The following is a 22,087-nucleotide window of genomic DNA, read 5'->3' on the forward strand; positions in this document are numbered from 1 at the left end:
GTTCCTCCTTAGAATAATTTACGATCTGTGTATTTTTTAGCCATTTCATTTGCAGAAATGATTAGAATCATGCCAATAATGGATTTAAATATACCAACGGCTGTCCCGAAACTATACTCACGACCTAGTAATCCAATTCGGTATACATAAGTGTCCAAAATATCTCCTGATTCATAAACCATTGGTGTATATAGGTTATAAACTTGATCAAATCCAGCATTTAAAATATTGGGTAAGCTAAGGATGGCCAAAAGAAGAATAATTGGTAGCATACTAGGAAGTGTGATATGCCAAACTCTCTTCCACCAATTGGCCCCATCAATACTAGCTGCTTCATGAAGTCCTGGATCAACTGCAGTGATGGCGGCTAAATAAACAATCGAATTAAATCCAAATTCCTTCCATACATCAGTACCAATTAATAATGGTTGAAATAGTGAATTACTTCCAAGAAAATTCAATTTTTCCAATCCGAAAAAGGTTAATATTTGATTCACAGACCCATCAAGATTAAACATATTGACGACCACAGATGCCAACACCACCCATGATAGAAAATGTGGTAGATAAACAACCGTTTGAATTGATTTTTTTAATAGCTTTATACGGATCTCATTCAATAAAATAGAGAATACAATGGCAGCGAAAGTACCAATTAGAATTTTCCCAAAAGCAATGACCATTGTGTTCCTAAATACTTGGCCAATATCCGGTAATTGAAACATATAGATAAAATGTTCCAATCCTACAAACTCCGAGCCCAACATCCCTTTTGCTGGTACGTAATCCTGAAATGCCATGATAATTCCAAACATGGGAATATAACTAAATATCAAAAGAAAGATCATTCCGGGTAGCATCATCATATGGTAAACAGAATTGCCCGTTGTCCATTTTTTCTTTTGTTTTACCGTATCTGCATTCATAAAGTTGGCAGTTTTTTCAGTCTGTACTTTCATAAGTAAACCTCCTTATATAATAAGGGCTGCAAAGCAGCCCTTATTACTGTTTCTTATTGCTGTTCTGCCAATTCTGCTTCTATTTCAGCAATAATTTCATCTCCGCCTTGTTTCTTCCAGTTCGTAACAAATGTTTCGAAATAATCCAAAGGCTCAGTACCAGTTACGATTTTTATAAAATCTTCTTCTTCTAATTTTAAAAGGTTAGCACCCTTTTTCTCCATTGTAGCGGTTGTTCCATAATATACAGGAGTTGTCCAATTGAAAGTATCTTCATCGGTAAGTTTTTCAATCAAACCGATCCCTTTCATACGAGAATGGTATTTTGACCATGCTGACGTTTCTGCATTTTCAGGAGCTTCTACATAATCAAGAATCGTTTTAGCATCCGTTTTAATACCAGCTTTTGTTATGTCGTCGATTGATATTTCACCATTTACTGCAGGCACAATAAAGTCCGAAAAATCATCTAGCGTACTAGTAGATTTATAAACTTCAATGTTAAATGGTCTAGTTGACCCATCTACACCAAGTTCAGCATATTTTGCGATTTCGGGATAATTTGTTTCTAGATCAGATGCATTAGCTAATTCATCGTAGAATAGATTTACTATTTTTAGGGCTAATTCAGGATGTGCATAATCCTTTCTAACTACAATAAATTGACCAGTCGGATTTTCACGAAAAACGTTTGCTTTACCATTTTCTCCTTCTAATGTATAGGGAACAAACTGTGCATTTTTATCCATTTCCCTTACAGCAGATAGACCCCAATCTGGAATATGCCACGGACCTGTTACGATACCTGTTTGTCCGTTTGTTAGAAGTGCCATAATGTCATCCCAGGTTCTTGTCCCAAATTGTGGATCAAGAATTCCTTTATCAAACCATTCAGCCAAAACTCCAAGTGCTTGTTTTGTGCTCTCAGTAGTTGATCCATAGGTGATATTTCCTTTTTCATCTTCCATGTAATGTCTAGGATGTGCATTAAAAACACCAGCTACAGAGGACATCGTTAAAGCCGATCCACCGTAATCGCCAGCATTCAACCAATGAGCAAAAGGTATTCCAACAGGATTCCCAGAGGCACCAGGATCATTTTCTATGAAAGCCTTCGCAGTATTTTCTAACTCTTCTAATGTGATTAGGCTGTCCCCGTCTTTATCTAGTTCCAATCCTAGTTCTTCAATCCAATCTTGTCTGATCCAAACCATATTTGGAGCGTTTGCACCAACGGTTGCTGGAATCGCCATGAGACGATCATCAAATGTCGCATCTGCTAAGCTTCTCCCATCATAGGAACCATATATTTCTTTAATGTAATCGCTTGCATTCTTTTCATAAACATCGGTTAAATCAGCAATTAAATCGTTTTCCACTAACTCCTTCAATTCATCTTTTGAGTTCACTCGCATCATATCTGGCAATTCACCTGATGCAATGGCTAGAGCCACCTGACGATCGTAATCTTCTCCTTCAGCTTCAAATTGATTGACAATTTTCGCATCCAACTTTTCTTCAACAAGTCGTGTGTAAGCATTGTTCTCATACGTATCACCCTCTGGTAATTTCGAGTTTGCAGCTGTAACACGTCCCATAGTAATAACGGTTTTTCCATCTTCTGTTGTTGACGCACTTTCTTGCTGTGAAGATGAATCAACACATGCTGCTAAAGAAACTGTGAGCATGGACGCAATAGAAAGTGTTGTCACACGTTTAAATAATGCCCTATACTTCTTCATCATGACCCCTCCAACTTTTATTTGTCTCTGACCAATTTAATTTCTGGCCATTGAATTAAGCTTACGTTTAGTTTAAGTGATACTAGCATAATCCTAAATATTTAAAAAAACGTTTTCATGTACTTTTTTCCGGAACTTTTAGTACAGAGTATAAGAAAGGAAATCACAATGATATAATCAACATGAATTATACGTGGAGGTAACAACAATGTATCGTATCTTGATAATAGATGATGAAAGAGACGAACGGAATGTTATTCGATTCCTTCTAAATAAGTACAATTTTCAACTTGTAATAGACGAAGCCTCTAACGGAAAAGAGGCTCTTTCTCTATTAGAAACACAGCCTGTAGATATATTATTTACAGATGTAAAAATGCCTTTTGTTGATGGAATTGAATTAGCAACGAGGGCTCGAGAGCTTTATCCTAACCTTCACATTATATTCTTCAGTGGTCATGATGACTTTTATTATGCCAAGAAGGCACTATCATTAAGGGCTGTAGATTATATATTGAAACCAGTAAAACCGGATGAATTTCAGAATACTATTTCAACTGTTTTGCAAAATATAAAAAAAGAAGAAAAGGAACATGAATTAAGAGAAGCAAATACCGAATTTCTTAAAACTCATGTTTTATATCGACTAATTAATAAAACACCTATTGATTTGTTAAAGAATGAATATCCCACTATGAATTTTGATTTTTTACATCATTATACTTCCTTAATGTTAATGCAGTTTGAAGAACCATTTTTTGATCGATTACCAAAGGAAGAAGATACATTTTTCTTTTATAATCAAATTAAGAAAATGATCCCAGATTATCCGTGCGATTTTATTAATTTGAATGCGTTTCAAATCCTGTTGTTATTTGGGAAAAAGGAAAAACATACGGAATATAAAGAAATGGCAATAAAGATCCAAAAACAGGTCTACTCCACTTATGGAGTAAATTGTTATATATCTTTCAGTAATGAATCCTTTTCTCCAAGTGAGTTGCCTAAAGTATTTGAAGAGTTGGAACAGTATCTAGAAGATCGTTTCTTCTATTCTGATACCTATATCTATCCAATAGATGCCTCAACTAGAGAAAGCAATGAGTATCTTGAACAAGATGAACATACCCTCCAGAGGATACAAACAGCAATTCAATTAGTAGATATTGTTACCTTTAAACAAAACATGAAACTTCTATTTCAAAAATATCATGCAAAACAGGGGATTTCCCATATTTATGTCCGCTATTTCTTTTCAAAGCTATTGCAGACACTTTGTCAGAAGCTGCCTCATTATAACAAGGAATTGATAAATAAAAAGATGGAAGCTATTTTTTCTTGTCAGCATTTTTCTGAAATTGAAACGATTTTAGTCAATGTTCAGGATGAAGTGATAGAAAAATTAGAGAAAAAAGAACAATCTCCTAAACACGTCATTCATCTCGTTCAGCAATATATTACTGAGCACTATGGAGATGACTTAAGTTTGAATATACTAGCTGAAAAAGTGTACTTGTCCCCTAGTTATTTAAGCGAAATTTTCATACAAGAAACGGGCTGTGGAATTAATAAATACATTAAGAGTCTTCGGATGGAAAATGCAAAAGATCTCCTTAATAATACAAATATGAAAATCACTGATATATGTAAAAAGGTAGGCTATCATAATCTATCCTATTTTGTTCGAAGTTTTCGGGAACATTTCGGCTCAAGTCCTGAAAAATACCGCCAGATGAAAAAGCAATAGAAAGAGAAGATTCTTATGCGGAAAATGACAGCTTGGTTCAAAAATTTGAAATTCAGAAGTAAAATTCTATTTATATGCCTTCTATCAAGTATCCTTCCTGTCGTCGTATTGGGGAGTTACTGTTATCATCAAATTCAAAATATACTAATCAATCGAGAAAGTGAAGTGTTAGAGGAGTCCTTAAACCAGGCAGTTTCAAGTATCGATTACAAAGTTAATACGTATACAAATGTGATTAACCAAATTGTTTGGAATGAAGATGTAAAGAGAGGAGTTACTTCTGAGTATGACAATTCCTATGAGATGTATTTGTTTTACCGAGACATACTAGACCCATTATCCTTAAACACTCATTTTTTATACAGCGAAATTAATACCATCACTATCTTTAGTGACAATCCAATGCATGCACATGGTGATATTCTTCGCCCACTAACAACCATTGAACAAAAAAGCTGGTTTGATCAAATATTAGAAACGTCTACTCCAAAATTTGTTGTTTCCGCAGCGGATCGGACTTTTGAAGTAGTCACCCAAATATTTGATCGAAATCATAGTATTACAAATGTAGTGTATATAGATATTGATTACGAACATGTCTTTGAAAGCATGTCTGGTTTATTTGAAAACAATTATGGTTTAGTCATCCTTGATGAATATAATAAACCTGTATATACCATCCAAAATTTTCAGGAAGCATATGATTCATATGAATTAACAACAAACGAATTCCAAAAAAAATTAAATGATGGTTCTCTGTCGGAGGATTTTGTATATAAAGAGTCCTCATTAAGCTCTTATAATTGGACTGCATATCTATATCGTCCATTGGACACCATTTATGCTTCTACTTATAAGATCACTGTCACCGTTATTATCGTGATTTTGTTATGTGTATTGACTTTGTTTCTTTCCATCTACTATCTCTCCCGAATTACCGTTCGACCTTTAGAAAAGCTAGAGAAGAATATGGAACTGATCGAAAAAGGCGAATTATCTGTAACCGTTACAAATTCTTCAACGGATGAAATCGGGAACCTAATTAGGCGATTTACCAATATGGTTCATAAACTACAGGAAATGATTAATGAAGTTTATAAAAGTAAAATCGCCGAACAACAATATGAAATGAAAGCTCTTCAAGCTCAGATCAACCCACACTTTTTTTATAACAGCCTTTCCCTTATTAACAGCAAGGCAATTATAGCTGAACAAGAAGACATAAGTAAGATGGCTCAACTTCTTTCTACATTTTATCGAACCACATTAAATAGAGGGAAAAATACGATTTCCGTCAGAGAGGAACTAGAAAACACAACATCTTATATTCAAATTCAGCGAATGATGCATTCTGACTCCTTTGATGTTCGTTGCGAAATTGACGAAGAGATCTTGGATTACACCATGCTGAATCTTCTTTTACAACCTTTAGTTGAAAATGCTATTAATCATGGGATTGATCATAAAGAAAGTCCTGGAAAAGCGGTATTAACCATCACAGCAAAACAAACAGATAATAGTCTCATCTTTAAAGTCTCTGATAATGGGTGTGGTATGGATCTTGAAATGTTAGAATCCATTCTAACTACTAAAACGAAAGGCTATGGGGTCCAAAATGTTCACCATCGTGTGCAACTTACTTATGGAACTGATTATGGCTTAGCTTATACAAGTAAATGGATGGAGGGAACAACCGTGACACTTACTATTCCAAAAGTTAGCTGAGTAAATTCATGTTAAGTATAAGTATCTTCTTACTTTAATTCATAGAATGAAAAAGACCGTTTGATAGAATCCCATATTCTAGGATTTTACCAATCGGTCTTTTTATGATATAAAAGCAGCTAGTCGATTCTTACTGTTTGTCCACTCTCTGCAGATTGAATTATTTTTTCTATTACTTTTTGATTTTGATAGCCATCATAAAAGGTAGGTATCCCCTGTTTGGAATTGAACGTGACTACGTCCACAAAATCCTCAAGTTGTTGTCTTTTATAGTTTTCTGGGACATCGTAGGTCCTAAAAACAGGTTTATTGTTTGTATCATCTTTGAAACAAATATCGATCTCATTCGGGCGTTCACAATTAATGTGAATCGTACCGTTATCACCGTAAATGGTCACTTCATGCTGATTTTCTGATCCAACCGCATTTCTTGTCGTGACAAAATGTCCAATCACATTTTCTTCTAGAATTGCATGAAAACTAGCATAGTCATCTACATCCACTTTTTTCATTTCTCCACTCATTGGGTCTTTCCGTTCATGTATGAATGTTTTCATAAGTGCGGATACCGATTGAAACTCACCAATAAAGAATCGAGCACTATCAATCATATGAGCACCTAAATCCCCCAGTGCTCCTGTACCAGAAATAGATTGGTTAAAACGCCAGGTGTATGGAACTTCATATAAAGGTGCTCCAAATGATTGCAGATATCGCACATTAATATGCCGGATTGTACCAATTTTATTTTCTTCTAGTAGTGTTTTTGCATAGCGAAAAGACGGAATATAGCGGTAAGAGAATCCAACCATGCAAGGAATGGGCTGTTTTTCATACAAAACTGCCAATTTCTCAGCTTCGGCAAAGTTTAGTGTAAAAGGTTTTTCAGCCATAACCGGTTTTTGATAGTGAATACATAACTCTATCACCTTAGCATGTAAGTGATTAGGCACAATTGAGATAACCGCGTCAACATCAGGATGTGATATTAAGGCTTCCATCTCATGAAAACACATCTCCTCGCTAATTCCTTCCTCCTCACCTATTTTCTTTAAGAGGTCTTGATTCACATCACAAAGAGCAATCAATGATAGTTGATCTAACTCGGAAATCATGCGGCGGTGCGCATTCGCCATTCCTCCTAAACCAATTAACCCTACTGTTACAACTTGATCTTTCATCATCTGCTTCCTCCTTATCCCTAAAATGAGAAAAGCAATGAAACACTCTATCCCGCCTCACCGCTTCACTTCTTTTGCTATTCATTTAAAAAGTAATTACAACTTTACAGCAAATGCTTCATATGGTTTTAATTCAAGGTGTTGAAAATTAACGGAAGTTCTTTCGTAATTACTTATTACGACATCACTACTCTGACCAAAATGCTCAAGTTGTAAGGTTTTCGTTTGCTCACCAAAGTTGGCTACTACACTCCAAGTCTTACCCTCAAAATGTCTTAGATACATAAACACTTGTTCCGGTGTGTCCGTCACCAGTTCATAATCTCCCCAAACAATAATTGGATGGTCTTTTCTTAATTGAATCAATTTTTGATAACAATAAAAAATAGAATTTGGGTCTTCCAGATTAGCTTCTACATTAATTTCTTGATAGTTTGGATTTACGTGTAACCAAGGTGTTCCAGTTGTGAAACCCGCGTTTTCTGTTCGATCCCATTGAATCGGTGTCCGCGCATTATCACGCCCTTTAAAATTGATGGAAGCAATGATATCCTCTTTCTTATATCCATTCGCCAAACGTTCGTGATACATGTTCACACTTTCAATATCTTCAACTTCACTAATATCATTGACAGGATAATTGGTCATTCCAATTTCTTCCCCTTGATAGATGTAAGGTGTTCCCTTCATAAGGTGAAGTAAAATCGCGAACATTTTTGCACTTTCCACACGGTAGGTTGTATCATTTCCCCATCGAGAGACAATTCTTGGAAGGTCATGATTATTCCAAAACAAACTGTTCCAGCCTTCATTCCCTAAAGCTGTTTGCCACTTACTAAGAACTTGTTTTAGCTCATTTACTTCTAGAGGTTTATGATCCCATTTTTCTTTCCCAGGTTGTTGATCTAAGCCTATATGTTCAAACTGAAAGACCATGGATAACTCATTGCGTTTTGGATCAGAATATAGCTTCGCAATCTCTGGAGTGGCCCCCCATGTTTCTCCCACGGTTAAAACATCATATTTACCAAAGGTTTCTCGATTCATTTCTTGTAAATAATCATGCAATTTCGGTCCATTTCCTGTAATTTCTTTATCAGGAATTTTACCTACTAAATCAATGACATCCATCCGGAATCCGCCAACACCTTTTTCCAACCAAAAATTCATCATATCCCAAACTTCTTTTCTAACTTTTTCATTTTCCCAATTTAAATCTGGCTGCTTTTTACTGAATAAGTGTAAATAATATTGACCTGTATCTTCATCAAAATCCCAAGCAGAACCACTGAATGTTGATTTTAAAGAATTGGGAGCTTCACCGTTTACCGGATCTCTCCAGATATAGTAATCACGATATGGATTGTCTTTACTTTTACGAGATTCAATAAACCACTTGTGTTCGTCGGATGTGTGGTTGACGACCAAATCCATAATAATCTTGATATTTCTTTGATCTGCTTGTTTGATTAATTCATCCATATCATCCATTGTGCCAAATTCCGTCATAATATCTTGATAATCACTGATATCATAGCCATTGTCATCATTCGGTGATTTGTAAACAGGACTTAACCAAATAGCAGTAATCCCAAGTTTTTCTAAATAATCTAATCGACGAATAATTCCCCTTAAATCACCTATCCCGTCACCATCACTGTCTTGAAAACTGCGCGGATATACTTGATAAACTACTGCTGTCTGCCACCATTTCACGTTCATTCATTCCACTCCTAAATATCTTTTTTGACTGTTTTTTCATATACCTTAACGGCTATTTTTTCTAAGTAGCTATGCCTTTGTAAATTCATTTCTCCCAATTAAATTAAGTTTAATTTTTTATGATTATTTAATAAATATCAAATAAACCGTTTTCATGTACTTTTTACCGGAATTCCTGTCAAGTTATTTCGGTTGGATATGAATCAAATTGGTCTAATATCAAGAAATCCTCTCATTCATATATTCTAACCACCTGATCTTCCCCTTTAATGGAGTGGGACTAGCATGATAATAAAAGGGTGCTTTTTCGTGTTTCATTCCTATAATTCTCTCTTGTGGTAGCACATCACAAGCACGATTGGCTAATTGTTTTACAATTGGATCAGTGCCCCAAGCCAAAATAGTCTGGCCAGTACATTGGGCGATGATTTTTTTTAACTCATTAACTCTTAAAGGAAAAGATGCTATGACTTTCAAATCCTGCCTTCTTCGCTTCGTTTAATTTCCCCCTAAATTCATTTAGATTTCCGGCACGCATGTCAGAAAGATTGATTAATAATACTTTGTTCCAGTTCTTTAATTGCATAAAACGCATGATTTGGTATTGGGTATTGTCTGTTTTAGCGAGAGTATAATTCACTGAGGATTCTTCAATAGATAAATGTGGAATTTCATATGATGATTGTTTTGGAGTACATAATCCCGGATTAGCTAATACGAAAATAGCATCATACCATTGATTATTTTTACTATCAATTCGATATACTTGAGCATAGTTTCTACACTCGAAAACTTTACTACCAATCTCTATATTATAAAAACTTCCTTCTACTTCAAATTTCGTTTTCAAATGCTCAGCCTTTATTAACTCCATTTTATTCACTCCTTATTTTTATCAATCTAAGAAGTTTCGTTCATGGATGTAAAAAATCTAATAGTAGGAACATAGAAGTCGGTATCTCCTATGTCCCTTCTCCGGATAACTTATTTACGGTTATAAAAAGCTTCAACTTGGAATTTTCCTATTTGTTTCTCAAACGCCCCTGATAATCCCGCTCAATCCCTTCTTTCCAGCTCCGATCAATGTTCTTTCCGCTTCGAAGCTTGACTACGGCCTCACTTACCATCTCATAATTTAATTTTGTTCCAATGTTGTCGGCATGGTAGTCAACCGCGAAGTCCTCCTCAATTCCAAACTGTGCAGCCGTTGAAATGGCATCAATATTCGCGCCTAGAAAGATGAAGTCCCATCCATATTTCTCTTTTTGATGCTTGATCATCTTCTTTATTTTATCTGGAGAAAATTCACGACTGGCATTTTCCATGCCATCGGTTGTAATGACGAATAGGACCTTATCGGCTCTCTCTTCTTCACTTGTATACTTTTGGACATTACCGATTTTTTGGATGGAAAAGCCGATTGCATCCAGTAAGGCTGTCGTTCCCCCTACCTCATAGTCACGTTCGGTGATGGGAGATATGCCTCTTACGTTGATTCGATCATGCAAGAGTTCATACTGATGATTGAATAATACCGTCGTGACAAATGCTTCTCCTTCCGCTTTTCTTTGCTTATTTAGCATCGAATTATAGCCACCGATTGTGTCCGTTTCAAGCCCCGCCATTGACCCACTTTTGTCTAGGATAAACACCACTTCTGTTACATTCTTTTTCATCCTTGTTTTCCTCCACTTCATTTATTTATATATGAAGGATACCAAGATTTGAAAAAGATATGGTCGCTTCAAAAGCGACATTTACGCCCCTAGTAAAGGTTGTTCAAAAGCAAATAAAGCTTCATTGATTTCATGAATATTATAATTGCCTTGTTGGATGAAAAATTCAATAATGACATCTAATTTACTGCTACGCGACAACGTATATCCTGCAGCAGACAGCAAATCGTTGGTTTCGTAGACATTTAGATGTAAAGCAATAGCAAAGGCAAGGGCTGTTTTCTTTGTAGGGGAGTAATCTACTTTATTACGAATTTTTGAAAACAAGCGACGATCCATATTCGCCCTTCTATAGGTCTCGACATCCGTCATTCCTCTTTCATCAATCAGCCGAAGCAAACGTTCCGAAAAGGACTCATCGAGTTCATCCACAAGATGCGCTAGACTATTTTCTAGTATAGGCTCATTCTTTTTTTCGTAAAAATCTTCTGGTTTAGTCACAGACTCTTGCAAATCTTCTAGGATGAATCGCTCTTGTCGTCGATGAAAGGTCAGTTCTACTTCCTCAACATAATGTTCATCAATATATTCATAGATTGATGAGAATAGCTTTTGACTTAACCCAAAGGAAGTTTGATCAAACACAACTAAATAAACAAGCATGTCATGTTGCAATAGAAATTGACTAATGGTAGAAACGGCAATTTGTAACGCCTCTTCTTTCGGATACCCATAGATACCCGTCGAAATCAGTGGAAAGGCAATGGACTCACATTGATTTGTTTTCGCTAGCTCTAGAGAATGAGCATAAGAATTCTTCAGCAGTTCTGATTCTTGATGAGATCCCCCCTTCCAAACAGGCCCTGGTGTATGTATGATATATTTGGCAGGCAAATGAAACCCTTTTGTTATGACAGCCTGGCCAACCGGACACCCACCTACTTCCTCACACGCTTGTGTTAACTCATCCACACCGGCGGCACGAAAAATTGCTCCACAAACACCTCCACCCATTTTTAATTCTGTGTTTGCAGCGTTTACAATCACATCTACCTTCATCTTTGTTAGATCGTGGCGGACAATTTCTAATGGCATGCAAGTAGTCTCCTTCCAATCTAAAAATTTTTCAATTTCCTTGTACCTTAAAAATATCTTACTAAGAAAAGATTACTAGTTACTCTCTAATTTACCACAAAATCAAATCCACTCTCTTAACAGCGTTACGTTTGTATTAGGGTACTTCTTTTTGTTTTAAAAAGATACTATACCTACTTACGAATAAGAAACTTGAATTAATTATATATTTCCTGGAAAAATTCTCTCTGTACTTTCTTGATTACCGCAAAACCTTGATCTTCAACCTTACTAACAATATCCGAAGTAGATAAGGAGTTAGGTTTGAATTCAATAACTATCTTTCCCTTTGGGGAATACCCTTTAAAGGAAATTACCCCAACTAATCCCTCAACTTCTTTCTTAATGGAAGATAAGCTATCTAAACAGCAGATTCCTAGAACATATAAAGTTACTCGATATAACATTATTTCACACCAACCTTTCATTATTTAAAAAGAACTAATCTCTGTCTTCACAAAATAAAGTTGTGTCATTTGATTTTATAAAAAAATGCCCTGAAAGGATTACACTTTCTAAGGCATCTAATCTAACATGTGAGGGATACACTTCTACGAGACTTCTGAGAATAATAAGATATACTCCAGTCTGTTTATTGTTTTTTTATTCACACCTAGCTGTTTTTTTACGTGGGGTTCAAGTTCTAGGCTTTTACCATGTAGTTCCTCCTTCATTTGATAATAGGTATATTCTATTACTTTCTTTTAAAAAGGGATTTGATTAGGATCAAATTTTAAATAAATATTTATATATATTTTTTACCAGTCGTTACCTTTTTCAAAAATTTTAAAATACTTTCTTTATCTTTCTAATCTGCTCTACATGGTTTTGGATATGTTCTATAGAGTGTTCTAACAACTCTTTAAAAGTAAATTCTCCTTCTACATTGTGCGTACCAACACGCAAAAAATCATCCTCGTCTAATTTAGTTAAAATAGGAATAAAACTATTAATCATAGCATCTAACAACGTAAGATACAGCTTATGATCAAGGGATTGTGTCTGTAATTTAGATGTCCATGCATCTTGATCAAAGGCAGTAAGTATAGGATTATTTTCTGATAAAACTGACTTCATTCGATGAACATGCACGAGTTCGGCATCCGTAACATGTATGATAATTTCCCTTATACTCCAGCTATTCTCATTTGGTTTATATAAGATTTGCTCTTTCGTTAAACCTTCCATTTCCGTAACCATTTTGTTGTAACTTTCTTTATACTCATCAATAAGATGTTTCATAATTATACCCTCCTTAAAATTTGGAAATGCGCTTAGGTTGTCGTTTTTCTAATCACTCAAAACCCTTTGAGGTTACCTGAATCAAAACATTTTTTGATAAAAGGAATCCACTCTTTTTATGTTGTTAATTATATCTCAACATGATATTATTTTAAATAACAAAGCATCTTAATACGATATAAACAAGGAGGGGTTTATATGTGGGAACTATTGTATCCTACTAGTATAACAGGAATAGTATTATTCTTGATTGGTTCATTTTTGACTGTTAATTCTTACATCGACAATTTCAGGTCCAAACACAGATAATATGAACTAAATACCCTTTCCGATATTATAAAAAACGAACACCCGCCAAAAGGTGTTCGTTTAAATCTTATCCCCAGATCTCTTTAGAAATATCTACAATATATTTCAGCTTGGCCCATTGCTCTTCCTCGGTTAAAATATTTCCGTGATGCGTAGAAGCAAAGCCGCATTGAGGACTAATACATAATTGCTCTAATGGCACATATTTTGTTGCCTCTTCTACACGAGCTTTAATATTTTCCTTATCTTCTAATTCCCCATGTTTTGATGTGAATACACCTAGCACTACTTGTGCTCCACCATTTGGTATGTATTCCAATGGACCGAAATCTCCAGAACGATCATCATCATATTCTAAGAAAAATCCATTGACTTTTTCTTTTGCAAATAAGGTTGGGGCGATTTTCGCGTAACTACCTTCAAATGCCCATTTCGAACGGTAGTTTCCACGGCAAAGGTGAGTGGTTACAATAAGATCTTCCGGTTTATCTTCTAATACTCCATTCACCACACGAAGAGCTAAATCAATTAATTCTTCACGGGAATACCCACTATCATTAAATGGAATGTTCGGTGCATTTAGACCAGCAATGTATACATCATCTAGCTGTAGGTAACGGCAGCCAGCATCATAAAAAGCTTTGATGGCATCACTATAGGTTTGAATAATATCATTTGTATATTCTTCAAGGTCTGGATAAATATCTAGATTGCGAATACCCGCATTAAATAATTGGTTTGGACTTGGAATCGTTTGTTTGGCAACTGCACGGTCTCCTACAATTTCTTTAAATTCGATAAATTCTTTGATATGAGGGTGATCTTGGTTAAACGAGATTTTCCCGGTCACACGCACATCGTATCTTTCCGTTTCCTCTCCCTTGAATGCAAATCCATGGTCCGGAACATAGCCCTCTACACCATGTAAATGTTCGAGAAAATCGGTATGCCAAAATCTACGACGGAATTCTCCATCTGTCACAGCTTGTAGCCCGACTTCGATTTGCTTGTCAACGATGTGTTTAATTTCTTCCGTTTCAATTGCGTGTAGTTCGTGTGCAGTCAGATTGCCTGCTTGGAAATCTCTTCTAGCCTGATGAATTCTCTCAGGTCGTAATAAACTACCTACATGATCCGCTCGAAATGGTGCTTTAACTAGTGTTTTTGTCATAAATGATCTCCCTCTTTCTTTTAAATACTCTTAATTTTCTGATCTAAGGTCAGTGTAGCATAGGAAAATCATTATAACGTAACACTATATATCTATCTCTCGTTATAACTTTTAGCTATAACCGAGGTGGTTTTGTTAAAGTGCTTTGTTGTAAACTGATCGTTTAGTTCACTGTTTCCACTAATTCTGGAAATAACCTGTTCTAGGACAAACAATAATACCTATTGTTTTACTCCCCTCGGTACAAACTAAATTTTGAAGTTCTTTTCAAATAGATAAATAGGTCTGTGATCCATTTTGAAATAAGAGCGCCAACAGCATACCCTACAAAAAGAATGAAGAAATTTTCTTTCTTACGAAAATGGAATAGACCAATTCCCACCATAAGTGGTTTAAATATAAACGCTAAAGTTAGGCATAGGACTGTTATCCATATGTAATAATTTTTCCCTTTATTAAATGTATACTGATAAAGCATCATGTAGATTACTGGTACTAATGAAGCATCAAGTGTCAAACTTGAGGGAATGAAAGGGTGAAGTTTATAAGGATATATCCATTGCCCATGATTCGTTCCTATTAAATCCGTATAGGTAAAAAATACATGGACGCTATATCCATAAAATCCAATCTGGAATATTTTTCTTCGGTCAATAAATAATATGACTAAAATCAGAGGAATGATAAACATAGCGAGTACAACCCAAAATTGCCATGTGAAAAAATGAGAATAAGTCTCCCAATATTCTATCCATCTAGTGTTTTGTTTTATCTCGGCTTTCATGATTTTATCAAGCAAATCTAATTGTTCACTTTTCACCTATGCACCGTCCTTTTTTATTATTATTTTGAATAGCAGGAGATTTATACTTTATCTAGGAGGCGAAAAAAAAGGCTGCATTAAGCAGCCGTATGTACAGTAGATCAAACATATTCTTCTAAACAATGCTCTTCAATTAGGTCTATATTTCTCCCCTACGCTCCTAACACCTTTAGAAGCAAGAGAACCCTCCCTATGTTTTTGCCTATGCTATTGTACTTCCAGCGAAGAACCCTGAACGTACCGCATTTCCAACTTTTCCGATAGAAACACCATCACCCACCTGGCGAGTTTTCGTATGATATTTTTTGCTTATTTCATTGCTCACCGATGTATTTTGTCTCATTCCGAAAGCCGTAATCATGGTATCTGCTTCAATGAATACCTCTTCACCATTGTCATTTAATGCTCTTAAGCCATTCTCTTCAAATGCTAATACTTTATGGTTGGTTAATTGTTTAACCTTATGTACCTCTAGCATTGGCATTAATGAAGCAGCATTGATAAAGAATAGATCCGGAGCCATTTTATCCTGCATTTCCACGATCGTAACATTCTTCCCTTCCATTGCGAGTTCGAGAGCCAGGTCGCAGCCTGTTAATCCCCCACCAGTGATGACAATGTTCTTTCCTTTAACTAGATCTCGTTCTAAATGGGCATTGATTGCTCCTACTACATTTTCATTATTAATTCCATCAATTGGTGGTACAACCGGAACGGCCCCTGATCCAACGATAATATGATCCGCTTCCTCTAACACAGGATCATCAGCTTCTAGCTTTGTATTCATAGAAACAGTCACTCCGAGTTTTTTAAGCTGAACCTCATACCAGGTAATTAATTCCCGCAACTTCTTTTTAAAAGGTGGGGTAGCTGCACTGGCAAGCTGTCCGCCTAGAATGGCTTCCTTCTCAAACAGGGTAACTGTGTGACCTTTCATTGCTGCAACTCTCGCCGCTTCCATTCCAGCTGGGCCTCCTCCCACGACCACAACTTTCTTAGGAGAAGGACTTTTCTCAATGGCAAAACGCACTTCGTTACATGCCTGTGTATTTACCGAACAACTTAGTTTTGTTAAGCGCCCTGCGATTCTTCCAATACAGTCCTCATTACAACGAATACAAGGTCGAACATCTTCCCGTCTGTTTTCCAATAGTTTATTTGGTAGGTCGGGATCGGCAATTAGTGGACGGCCAAACATCACAAAATTAGCATGACCTGATTGGATTAGTTCTCTTGCTGACTCAGGCGTGTGATTACCAGAGTTTAAAATTGGGATAGAAACCGCTTCCCTCGCAGGCCCACAAACATAGGCCATACAGGCATCTCCTAAATAGGATGGTGGGAAGATATAATCAATGGTTTCGTAAGAGCCAGAATCAATATCCACCGCATCTACACCGGCAGTTTCTAATACTTGTAGTAATTTCATACTTTCTTCTAAAGTCCGTCCCCCATTAAATCGATGATCCACAGATATTCGGAATAAAATAGGCATATCTGGTCCCACTGCTTCACGAATAGATTGAACAATATCTACGGCAAATTTCATCCGTTTTTCTGGCGTTCCTCCGTACTCGTCTTCCCTTTTGTTCCAAATCGGAGACATAAACTGATCGATTAGATAACCTGCATGCCCATGAATTTCTATTCCATCAATCCCTGCTGCTTTTACTCTTTTTGCGGATGCAGCAAATTGCTTCATAATGACTTTAATTTCTTCCACACTCAACGGATGACATAAGAGATCTGGATTAAAAGTGGAAGGGATGGCTGATGCAGATACTGGGGGTTCTCCAAACATGTTTGGAAAAGCATTTCTTCCAGTCCCACAGCTGAGTTGAGCAATTATTTTGGTCCCATATCTTTGAACAGCTTCTGCCAAATCTGTTAATCTTGGAATGACAATGTCATCTTCTAGAACTCCTTCCTGTGACCCTTGAGCTAACTCATGAGTCAAAAACTGACAACCCATAATGATCATTCCTACTCCACCACGTGCTCGTGTTTCATAGTACGTGATTTCGTCTTCTGAGATTCTTCCGTCTTTCTCAGCTGAGTTGGTACCCATGGGTGACATAACAATCCGATTCTTAACTTCCATCTTTCCAATCTTAAATGGGGTAAACAGCACTTCAAAACTTTGTGACATATTGAGCAACTCCTTTTTTATTAAGTCCTCCTTTAAATGAAACAAACTTATAAAGGTTTTTGACTCATAGATTTATCTCGATTATATTGACATGCTCAGTAGTGAACAATGTATACTTAGAACAAGTGCTGCTAATGTAGTTGTGCGTCTTGCACAACCAGAGTACACGAACGTTGTAATCACAAGCTTTTCTATTCTGGAGGAGTATTAGATGAATATATTACAGCTTTTTGAACATTTGAACATAACCGGGTTAACCTCCCAATTTACTGATCCAACATATCCTATCCATCGGATTGAATTCTTAAATAATGAGTTTACCGAATGGGATTCAAACACCTTATATATCTGCAAATCTCTTATTCAACCATCAACTAGTCAGTCCTCTAAGCTTCTCAATTTCATGATTGAAAATAGCGATGAAGGATACTCCCCTTTGAAAAACATGAATCTAATCTTTGTGCCAAATAACCAATTGAAAGAAATGATGGATCGTACAAAAGAGATCTTGAAACAAGAAGTGATCGTCAAGGATGCAAAGGAAAGACTGTTTCACGAAACCATCTCAGGAAAAGAAATGACGGTATCTTCCCTGCTCCAAACAGCTTATGACCTTTTGGGAAATCCTGTTGTTCTAACCAGTTCTACGTTTCGGTTAATTGACATGGTTCCATATAAAACCCTGAATGACCCCATTTGGGATTGCCTGTACGAAAAACGTTTTTTACATCAGGATTACATCATGCTGCTCGAAGCAGATATGACGAGAAAGAAAACATTGGAAAGCACGAGACCCATTTATTTAAATTGGAGTTGGGCAGAAGAGATTCCGAGGATATCAGGAGTCATCATGGACGGAAATCATGTATTTGGTTATCTCGGCGTTCTGGAGTATAATCGCCCTTTTATCGAAGCTGATTACGAAATTACCAATCTTCTATGCGTTATGTTCAGGAACTTGCTAATTAATAATAACTCCTCCAACTATGATTCTCTTATCATGCAACAAACCTTTCTTGCCAATCTATTAGATGGAGGTGTAACATCGAAGGAATCCCTTGAACAAGCTGGCACTACTATCAACTTGAGATTGAGGGGCCCTTATTCCATACTTGTTGTTCCATTAAGTCTTTCCAACAGTTATACGAATCTCCAACAAATCCAAGACAAATTACGTACAAACATACCTAATATCCACCTTATTAACCATCGCGGCAATATCGTATTACTTTTGTTCGGAAAAAAACTGGCAGACTCTCTAGAAACATCTAAACGTATTCTTTCTAAAGGTAAACTGCCATTAGCGATTAGCGAAACCTATTTTGAATTAATGGACACCCCAATCTATTACCGACAGGCAGTAATCGCCTATGAACTAGGTGAAAAAAGAGATGAAACCAAGACCTATTATAAATATAGTGATTATGTTCACCAGCATTTGATTCAATCGGCGATAAAACAAGAACAGTCGAACGTTTTTGTTTATCCTGGTATAACCGTACTCATCGAATATGACCATGCTAATAATACCCAGTATGGTCTAACACTGCAAACCTTCCTTCAGCACTACAAAAGTATTACAGAAACCTCTAAGAAGCTACAGATACATAGGAATACATTGACCTATCGTCTAAGAAAGGCCGAAGAGATAGTGAATTTCTCTTTAGATAATATTAGCCAATGTCGGCACGTTCAGTTATCGTTGGAAATATTGTTGGAACATTAAAAAATATATTTATCGTCTATATTCTTGTAAACACTACAACAGACTAACAAAATAAAGGAGGAAGTATGATGCAACAGAATCAACAGAATCAACAAACTCAATCTATCATGAAACCAGAATTCACTGGAACGAATACTCAAAAGGTTAAAAAAGAAATACAAAAAGATGTAAGCCAAGGAAAAGGTGCAATGACTTCCCGTGAGGCAGGATCCATGCAAGATTGAATGGAAAGAGCAGAGGTTCATCCTCTGCTCTAATGACTACAGCTTTATATCTGGTTTAATAGTTCAACCCTTTCATTCCATTACCATTCTTTTCTTTCCTATGATAAAAAGTATTTTTGTTAGGATCATACATATAATCGTTCGCCCAATCATTTATATTCGCTACGGTTTGCTCGATTGCATAAATGATGGCATACATTTCCTCGTTTGTCATAATCGGATGTACCGAAAGTCTTACCCAGCCTGGTTTAGAAGACAGATCACCTTTAGAAATCGTATGACTCATTTGTTTGGAAGTCCCCTTATCAATATTCAATAAATAATGACCGTACGTTCCCGCACAGGAACAGCCGCCACGGACTTGAATACCAAACCGATCGTTTAGTAGTTTGGTAAAAAGATTGTAATGAATCCCTTCGACATGAAAAGAAATGATGCCTAGTCGATCTACTTGCTGAGATTCAAATACATGTAAATGACTTATTTTACCTAGCGCAGGGAACAGGATATCTAGCTGTTCCTTTTCTCTTGCTAAGATTTGTTGCGTTCCCATCTTTTCTTTCAGTCTAATAGCTAGAGCGGAGCGAATGGTTTGTAAAAATCCAGGTGTTCCCCCATCTTCTCTCTCTTCCACGTCTTTCAAATAGAGGCGACCTCCCCAGGGATTCGTGTAAGTAACCGTTCCTCCACCCGGATGGTCTGGGATCATATTTTGGTAAAGGTCCGAATCAAACAATAATATCCCAGACGAACCTGGTCCACCTAAAAACTTATGCGGAGAAAAGAAAATCGCATCAAGTCTTTCCTCTTGATTCTCTGGATTCATATTAATCGGGACATAAGGGGCGGATGCGGCAAAATCAACAAAGCATAGTCCTCCATGGTTATGCATGATGGCTGCTAGTTTGTGATAGGGCGTCTGAACGCCTGTAACGTTCGAGCAGGCTGTAAAAGAACCAATTTTTAGCTTACGGTTCTCATATTTTTTTAGCATCGCTTTTAAGTCATCAACATCAATCATCCCATCTTTTGTGGGTTTCAATACGACCACATCCGCAATGGTTTCCTCCCATGAAATGTGATTCGAATGATGCTCCATGTGGGTGATAAAAATAACTGGACGGTCTTTTCCTTCCAATTTGAGACCCTTTTTAACATTCTCAGGAACTCGTAATCCCAATATCCTTTGTAGTTTATTTACGACATCTGTCATTCCGGTCCCACTTGATAGTAGGACATCCTTTGGTCCTGCGTTCACATGTTTTTTAATAATGTTTTTAGCTTCCTTATAGCTTTCTGTGATAAACAAACCACTATAATTTACATCGGTATGAGTATTAGCAACATTCGGACCAAGCTCATCGATGATCTTTTTTTCAATGGGGCGATAGAGCCGGCCACTTGCTGTCCAATCTGCATAAATCATTCGTTTGAGACCAAAAGGGGTAGTAATCATATGATTTGTTCCTATCGTTTCTGTTCGAAATTGGGTAAAATAGGACTCGAGTTTACCGTTAAAAGACCTTTCGTAGCTCCCAATCTTTACATACAACATGTGGTAATCCTCCTTAAAACAAAGGGCTTTTATAACGTATGTAAAGTGGTGGGAATTGGGCAATTGTCTAGAAAAACTGTCACAGGATTGGCAAACTCATTAGATAAATAATTGAATATCGGATTGCAATGCATCCTCCATATACGCTTTTGCATCCACAATCTCTACTTCTGGAAAAAACTCCTCCTGTTTAAATCCAAGAATATCGACTGATAGCTTACAGGCACAGAATCTCACCTGTTTTTTCCGTGCCCCTTTTAAAAATGCAATAAGAGGTGGTGCATCGTCATCTTCCATCATATGACCCATCATCTTTTTTCCTAGCCCAGCAACATTCATTTTCGATAACGGAAGGTCCTCCACCCCTTTTGGTGTTATAAAATTCAACATTTTTTCAAATGCGGTCTTATCATCCATGGTCATTTTCTCTGGTTCGCGTAGCATAAATAACCCCCAAAACGTACAAAAAACCGTCACTTCCACATCCATTTCACGAGCCGTATTCGCTAAAATCAACGCGGCCATCGCCTTATCATACTCGCCACTAAACATGATTAAGCACATCTTTTTTGGCATAATAAACCACCCTTCTTTCCATTGTAGAATGGTCTTATTATGTAATCAGGCAAAAATCGTATGCGGCTTGTCACAGAATTGTTGGAAGTATATCATGTTAATCCCAGATTTCTTAACTTAGGTATTAACTAAATCAAATAGGTGAGCTCTACATTTTTTAAAGTAGAAAAAAAATAGCACAGATCGCAATACTCACCTGTGCTACTTTTAACTTTATTAATTTTTAGAAATTATTCAACCCACAAGCTTTTGTTTCCGTAGAATTCATCAAGCTCTGCACTGAACCAACGCCCATTCAATACGTCACTAATGATCTTTTTCTTGGCCTCTGAAGAAATAGAAGTATCTTTTTCTATCTCATTTATCACATCTAATTTATCAGTAGAAACCACAGACATTTCTGCCAAGGCATTTGTTTCATTCGCA

The 22,087-nt window shown here is 36.5% G+C and carries 19 protein-coding genes and 1 pseudogene; 4 read left to right on the forward strand and 16 right to left on the reverse strand.

The genetic code is table 11. The annotated features are described in order from the left end of the window. Positions 1 to 8: 8 nt before the first annotated feature. Both ACGLXV_RS12460 and ACGLXV_RS12465 read right to left on the reverse strand, forming a co-directional pair. The gene (locus ACGLXV_RS12460; RefSeq protein WP_391558878.1) at positions 9 to 926 is read right to left on the reverse strand and encodes an ABC transporter permease; all 918 of its coding nucleotides are present in this window, start codon (positions 924 to 926) and stop codon (positions 9 to 11) included. Positions 927 to 1,012: 86 nt separating this feature from the next. Beyond that, complete coding sequence (locus tag ACGLXV_RS12465) at positions 1,013 to 2,704, reverse strand: type 2 periplasmic-binding domain-containing protein (RefSeq protein ID WP_391558857.1); 1,692 nt, start codon at positions 2,702 to 2,704, stop codon at positions 1,013 to 1,015. A 205-nt stretch (positions 2,705 to 2,909) separates the two neighbouring features. Here ACGLXV_RS12465 and ACGLXV_RS12470 point away from each other — a divergent pair, with 205 nt between their 5' ends. Continuing rightward, positions 2,910 to 4,448 (forward strand): response regulator transcription factor, encoded by a 1,539-nt coding sequence (locus tag ACGLXV_RS12470; protein WP_391558858.1) that lies wholly within the window; start codon positions 2,910 to 2,912, stop codon positions 4,446 to 4,448. Positions 4,449 to 4,463: 15 nt separating this feature from the next. Beyond that, positions 4,464 to 6,173, forward strand: a complete 1,710-nt coding sequence (locus ACGLXV_RS12475) for a sensor histidine kinase (protein WP_391558859.1) — start codon at positions 4,464 to 4,466, stop codon at positions 6,171 to 6,173. Positions 6,174 to 6,292: 119 nt separating this feature from the next. Here ACGLXV_RS12475 and ACGLXV_RS12480 read toward each other — a convergent pair whose 3' ends face one another. From ACGLXV_RS12480 to ACGLXV_RS12530, 11 genes are all read right to left on the reverse strand, one after another. Continuing rightward, the gene (locus tag ACGLXV_RS12480) at positions 6,293 to 7,357 is read right to left on the reverse strand and encodes a Gfo/Idh/MocA family protein (RefSeq protein WP_391558860.1); all 1,065 of its coding nucleotides are present in this window, start codon (positions 7,355 to 7,357) and stop codon (positions 6,293 to 6,295) included. Between the two features lie 93 nt (positions 7,358 to 7,450). Next, a complete protein-coding gene (locus ACGLXV_RS12485) occupies positions 7,451 to 9,076 on the reverse strand; it encodes a glycoside hydrolase family 13 protein (protein ID WP_391558861.1) in 1,626 nt (541 codons plus the stop codon). 219 nt (positions 9,077 to 9,295) lie between these two features. Beyond that, positions 9,296 to 9,553 carry a hypothetical protein gene (locus ACGLXV_RS12490; RefSeq protein ID WP_391558862.1) on the reverse strand — a complete coding sequence of 86 codons (258 nt, stop codon included), beginning with the start codon at positions 9,551 to 9,553 and terminating at the stop codon, positions 9,296 to 9,298. Continuing rightward, positions 9,519 to 9,950: a hypothetical protein gene (locus tag ACGLXV_RS12495; protein ID WP_391558863.1), complete on the reverse strand. Its 432-nt coding sequence runs from the start codon at positions 9,948 to 9,950 to the stop codon at positions 9,519 to 9,521. The genes ACGLXV_RS12490 and ACGLXV_RS12495 overlap by 35 nt, the downstream gene beginning before the upstream one ends. Positions 9,951 to 10,098: 148 nt before the next feature. Then, positions 10,099 to 10,752, reverse strand: a complete 654-nt coding sequence (locus ACGLXV_RS12500; protein WP_391558864.1) for a vWA domain-containing protein — start codon at positions 10,750 to 10,752, stop codon at positions 10,099 to 10,101. A gap of 81 nt (positions 10,753 to 10,833) precedes the next feature. Next, positions 10,834 to 11,847 (reverse strand): macro domain-containing protein, encoded by a 1,014-nt coding sequence (locus tag ACGLXV_RS12505; protein WP_391558865.1) that lies wholly within the window; start codon positions 11,845 to 11,847, stop codon positions 10,834 to 10,836. Between the two features lie 197 nt (positions 11,848 to 12,044). Further along, positions 12,045 to 12,293: a hypothetical protein gene (locus ACGLXV_RS12510; protein ID WP_391558866.1), complete on the reverse strand. Its 249-nt coding sequence runs from the start codon at positions 12,291 to 12,293 to the stop codon at positions 12,045 to 12,047. Positions 12,294 to 12,672: 379 nt separating this feature from the next. Continuing rightward, a complete protein-coding gene (locus tag ACGLXV_RS12515) occupies positions 12,673 to 13,128 on the reverse strand; it encodes a DinB family protein (protein ID WP_391558867.1) in 456 nt (151 codons plus the stop codon). Positions 13,129 to 13,504: 376 nt separating this feature from the next. Next, a complete protein-coding gene (locus ACGLXV_RS12520; RefSeq protein ID WP_391558868.1) occupies positions 13,505 to 14,608 on the reverse strand; it encodes a 5-methyltetrahydropteroyltriglutamate--homocysteine S-methyltransferase in 1,104 nt (367 codons plus the stop codon). A 229-nt stretch (positions 14,609 to 14,837) separates the two neighbouring features. Beyond that, positions 14,838 to 15,428: a CBO0543 family protein gene (locus ACGLXV_RS12525; RefSeq protein WP_391558869.1), complete on the reverse strand. Its 591-nt coding sequence runs from the start codon at positions 15,426 to 15,428 to the stop codon at positions 14,838 to 14,840. Between the two features lie 205 nt (positions 15,429 to 15,633). After that, positions 15,634 to 17,580, reverse strand: coding sequence for an NAD(P)/FAD-dependent oxidoreductase (locus tag ACGLXV_RS12530; protein ID WP_391558870.1), 1,947 nt, complete (start codon positions 17,578 to 17,580; stop codon positions 15,634 to 15,636). Between the two features lie 211 nt (positions 17,581 to 17,791). On the opposite strand from ACGLXV_RS12530, the gene ACGLXV_RS12535 reads away from it, so the two are divergent. Next, positions 17,792 to 19,306 (forward strand): PucR family transcriptional regulator, encoded by a 1,515-nt coding sequence (locus tag ACGLXV_RS12535; RefSeq protein ID WP_391558871.1) that lies wholly within the window; start codon positions 17,792 to 17,794, stop codon positions 19,304 to 19,306. A gap of 65 nt (positions 19,307 to 19,371) precedes the next feature. Further along, the gene (locus ACGLXV_RS12540) at positions 19,372 to 19,530 is read left to right on the forward strand and encodes a hypothetical protein (protein WP_391558879.1); all 159 of its coding nucleotides are present in this window, start codon (positions 19,372 to 19,374) and stop codon (positions 19,528 to 19,530) included. 55 nt (positions 19,531 to 19,585) lie between these two features. On the opposite strand, the gene ACGLXV_RS12545 is transcribed toward ACGLXV_RS12540, so the two are convergent. The 3 genes and pseudogenes from ACGLXV_RS12545 to ACGLXV_RS12555 all read right to left on the reverse strand — a co-directional run. Beyond that, on the reverse strand, positions 19,586 to 21,085 hold the full coding sequence (locus ACGLXV_RS12545; RefSeq protein ID WP_391558872.1) for an aminotransferase class V-fold PLP-dependent enzyme: 1,500 nt from the start codon (positions 21,083 to 21,085) through the stop codon (positions 19,586 to 19,588). Positions 21,086 to 21,184: 99 nt separating this feature from the next. Further along, positions 21,185 to 21,661, reverse strand: coding sequence for a DsrE/DsrF/DrsH-like family protein (locus tag ACGLXV_RS12550; protein ID WP_391558873.1), 477 nt, complete (start codon positions 21,659 to 21,661; stop codon positions 21,185 to 21,187). 230 nt (positions 21,662 to 21,891) lie between these two features. After that, a pseudogene (locus ACGLXV_RS12555) lies at positions 21,892 to 22,087 on the reverse strand (carboxylesterase/lipase family protein); the annotation flags it as partial.

Source organism: Robertmurraya sp. (assembly GCF_036676585.1).
Lineage (GTDB): Bacteria > Bacillota > Bacilli > Bacillales > Cytobacillaceae > Robertmurraya_A.

Bases quoted from the DNA above. Each gene is read 5' to 3' on its own strand.
- ACGLXV_RS12460 (WP_391558878.1), bottom strand. From the start codon at position 926: ATGAATGCAGATACGGTAAAACAAAAGAAAAAATGGACAACGGGCAAT.
- ACGLXV_RS12465 (WP_391558857.1), bottom strand. From the start codon at position 2,704: ATGATGAAGAAGTATAGGGCATTATTTAAACGTGTGACAACACTTTCT.
- ACGLXV_RS12470 (WP_391558858.1), top strand. From the start codon at position 2,910: ATGTATCGTATCTTGATAATAGATGATGAAAGAGACGAACGGAATGTT.
- ACGLXV_RS12475 (WP_391558859.1), top strand. From the start codon at position 4,464: ATGCGGAAAATGACAGCTTGGTTCAAAAATTTGAAATTCAGAAGTAAA.
- ACGLXV_RS12480 (WP_391558860.1), bottom strand. From the start codon at position 7,357: ATGATGAAAGATCAAGTTGTAACAGTAGGGTTAATTGGTTTAGGAGGA.
- ACGLXV_RS12485 (WP_391558861.1), bottom strand. From the start codon at position 9,076: ATGAACGTGAAATGGTGGCAGACAGCAGTAGTTTATCAAGTATATCCG.
- ACGLXV_RS12495 (WP_391558863.1), bottom strand. From the start codon at position 9,950: ATGGAGTTAATAAAGGCTGAGCATTTGAAAACGAAATTTGAAGTAGAA.
- ACGLXV_RS12500 (WP_391558864.1), bottom strand. From the start codon at position 10,752: ATGAAAAAGAATGTAACAGAAGTGGTGTTTATCCTAGACAAAAGTGGG.
- ACGLXV_RS12505 (WP_391558865.1), bottom strand. From the start codon at position 11,847: ATGCCATTAGAAATTGTCCGCCACGATCTAACAAAGATGAAGGTAGAT.
- ACGLXV_RS12510 (WP_391558866.1), bottom strand. From the start codon at position 12,293: ATGTTATATCGAGTAACTTTATATGTTCTAGGAATCTGCTGTTTAGAT.
- ACGLXV_RS12515 (WP_391558867.1), bottom strand. From the start codon at position 13,128: ATGAAACATCTTATTGATGAGTATAAAGAAAGTTACAACAAAATGGTT.
- ACGLXV_RS12520 (WP_391558868.1), bottom strand. From the start codon at position 14,608: ATGACAAAAACACTAGTTAAAGCACCATTTCGAGCGGATCATGTAGGT.
- ACGLXV_RS12530 (WP_391558870.1), bottom strand. From the start codon at position 17,580: ATGTCACAAAGTTTTGAAGTGCTGTTTACCCCATTTAAGATTGGAAAG.
- ACGLXV_RS12535 (WP_391558871.1), top strand. From the start codon at position 17,792: ATGAATATATTACAGCTTTTTGAACATTTGAACATAACCGGGTTAACC.
- ACGLXV_RS12540 (WP_391558879.1), top strand. From the start codon at position 19,372: ATGATGCAACAGAATCAACAGAATCAACAAACTCAATCTATCATGAAA.
- ACGLXV_RS12545 (WP_391558872.1), bottom strand. From the start codon at position 21,085: ATGTTGTATGTAAAGATTGGGAGCTACGAAAGGTCTTTTAACGGTAAA.
- ACGLXV_RS12550 (WP_391558873.1), bottom strand. From the start codon at position 21,661: ATGCCAAAAAAGATGTGCTTAATCATGTTTAGTGGCGAGTATGATAAG.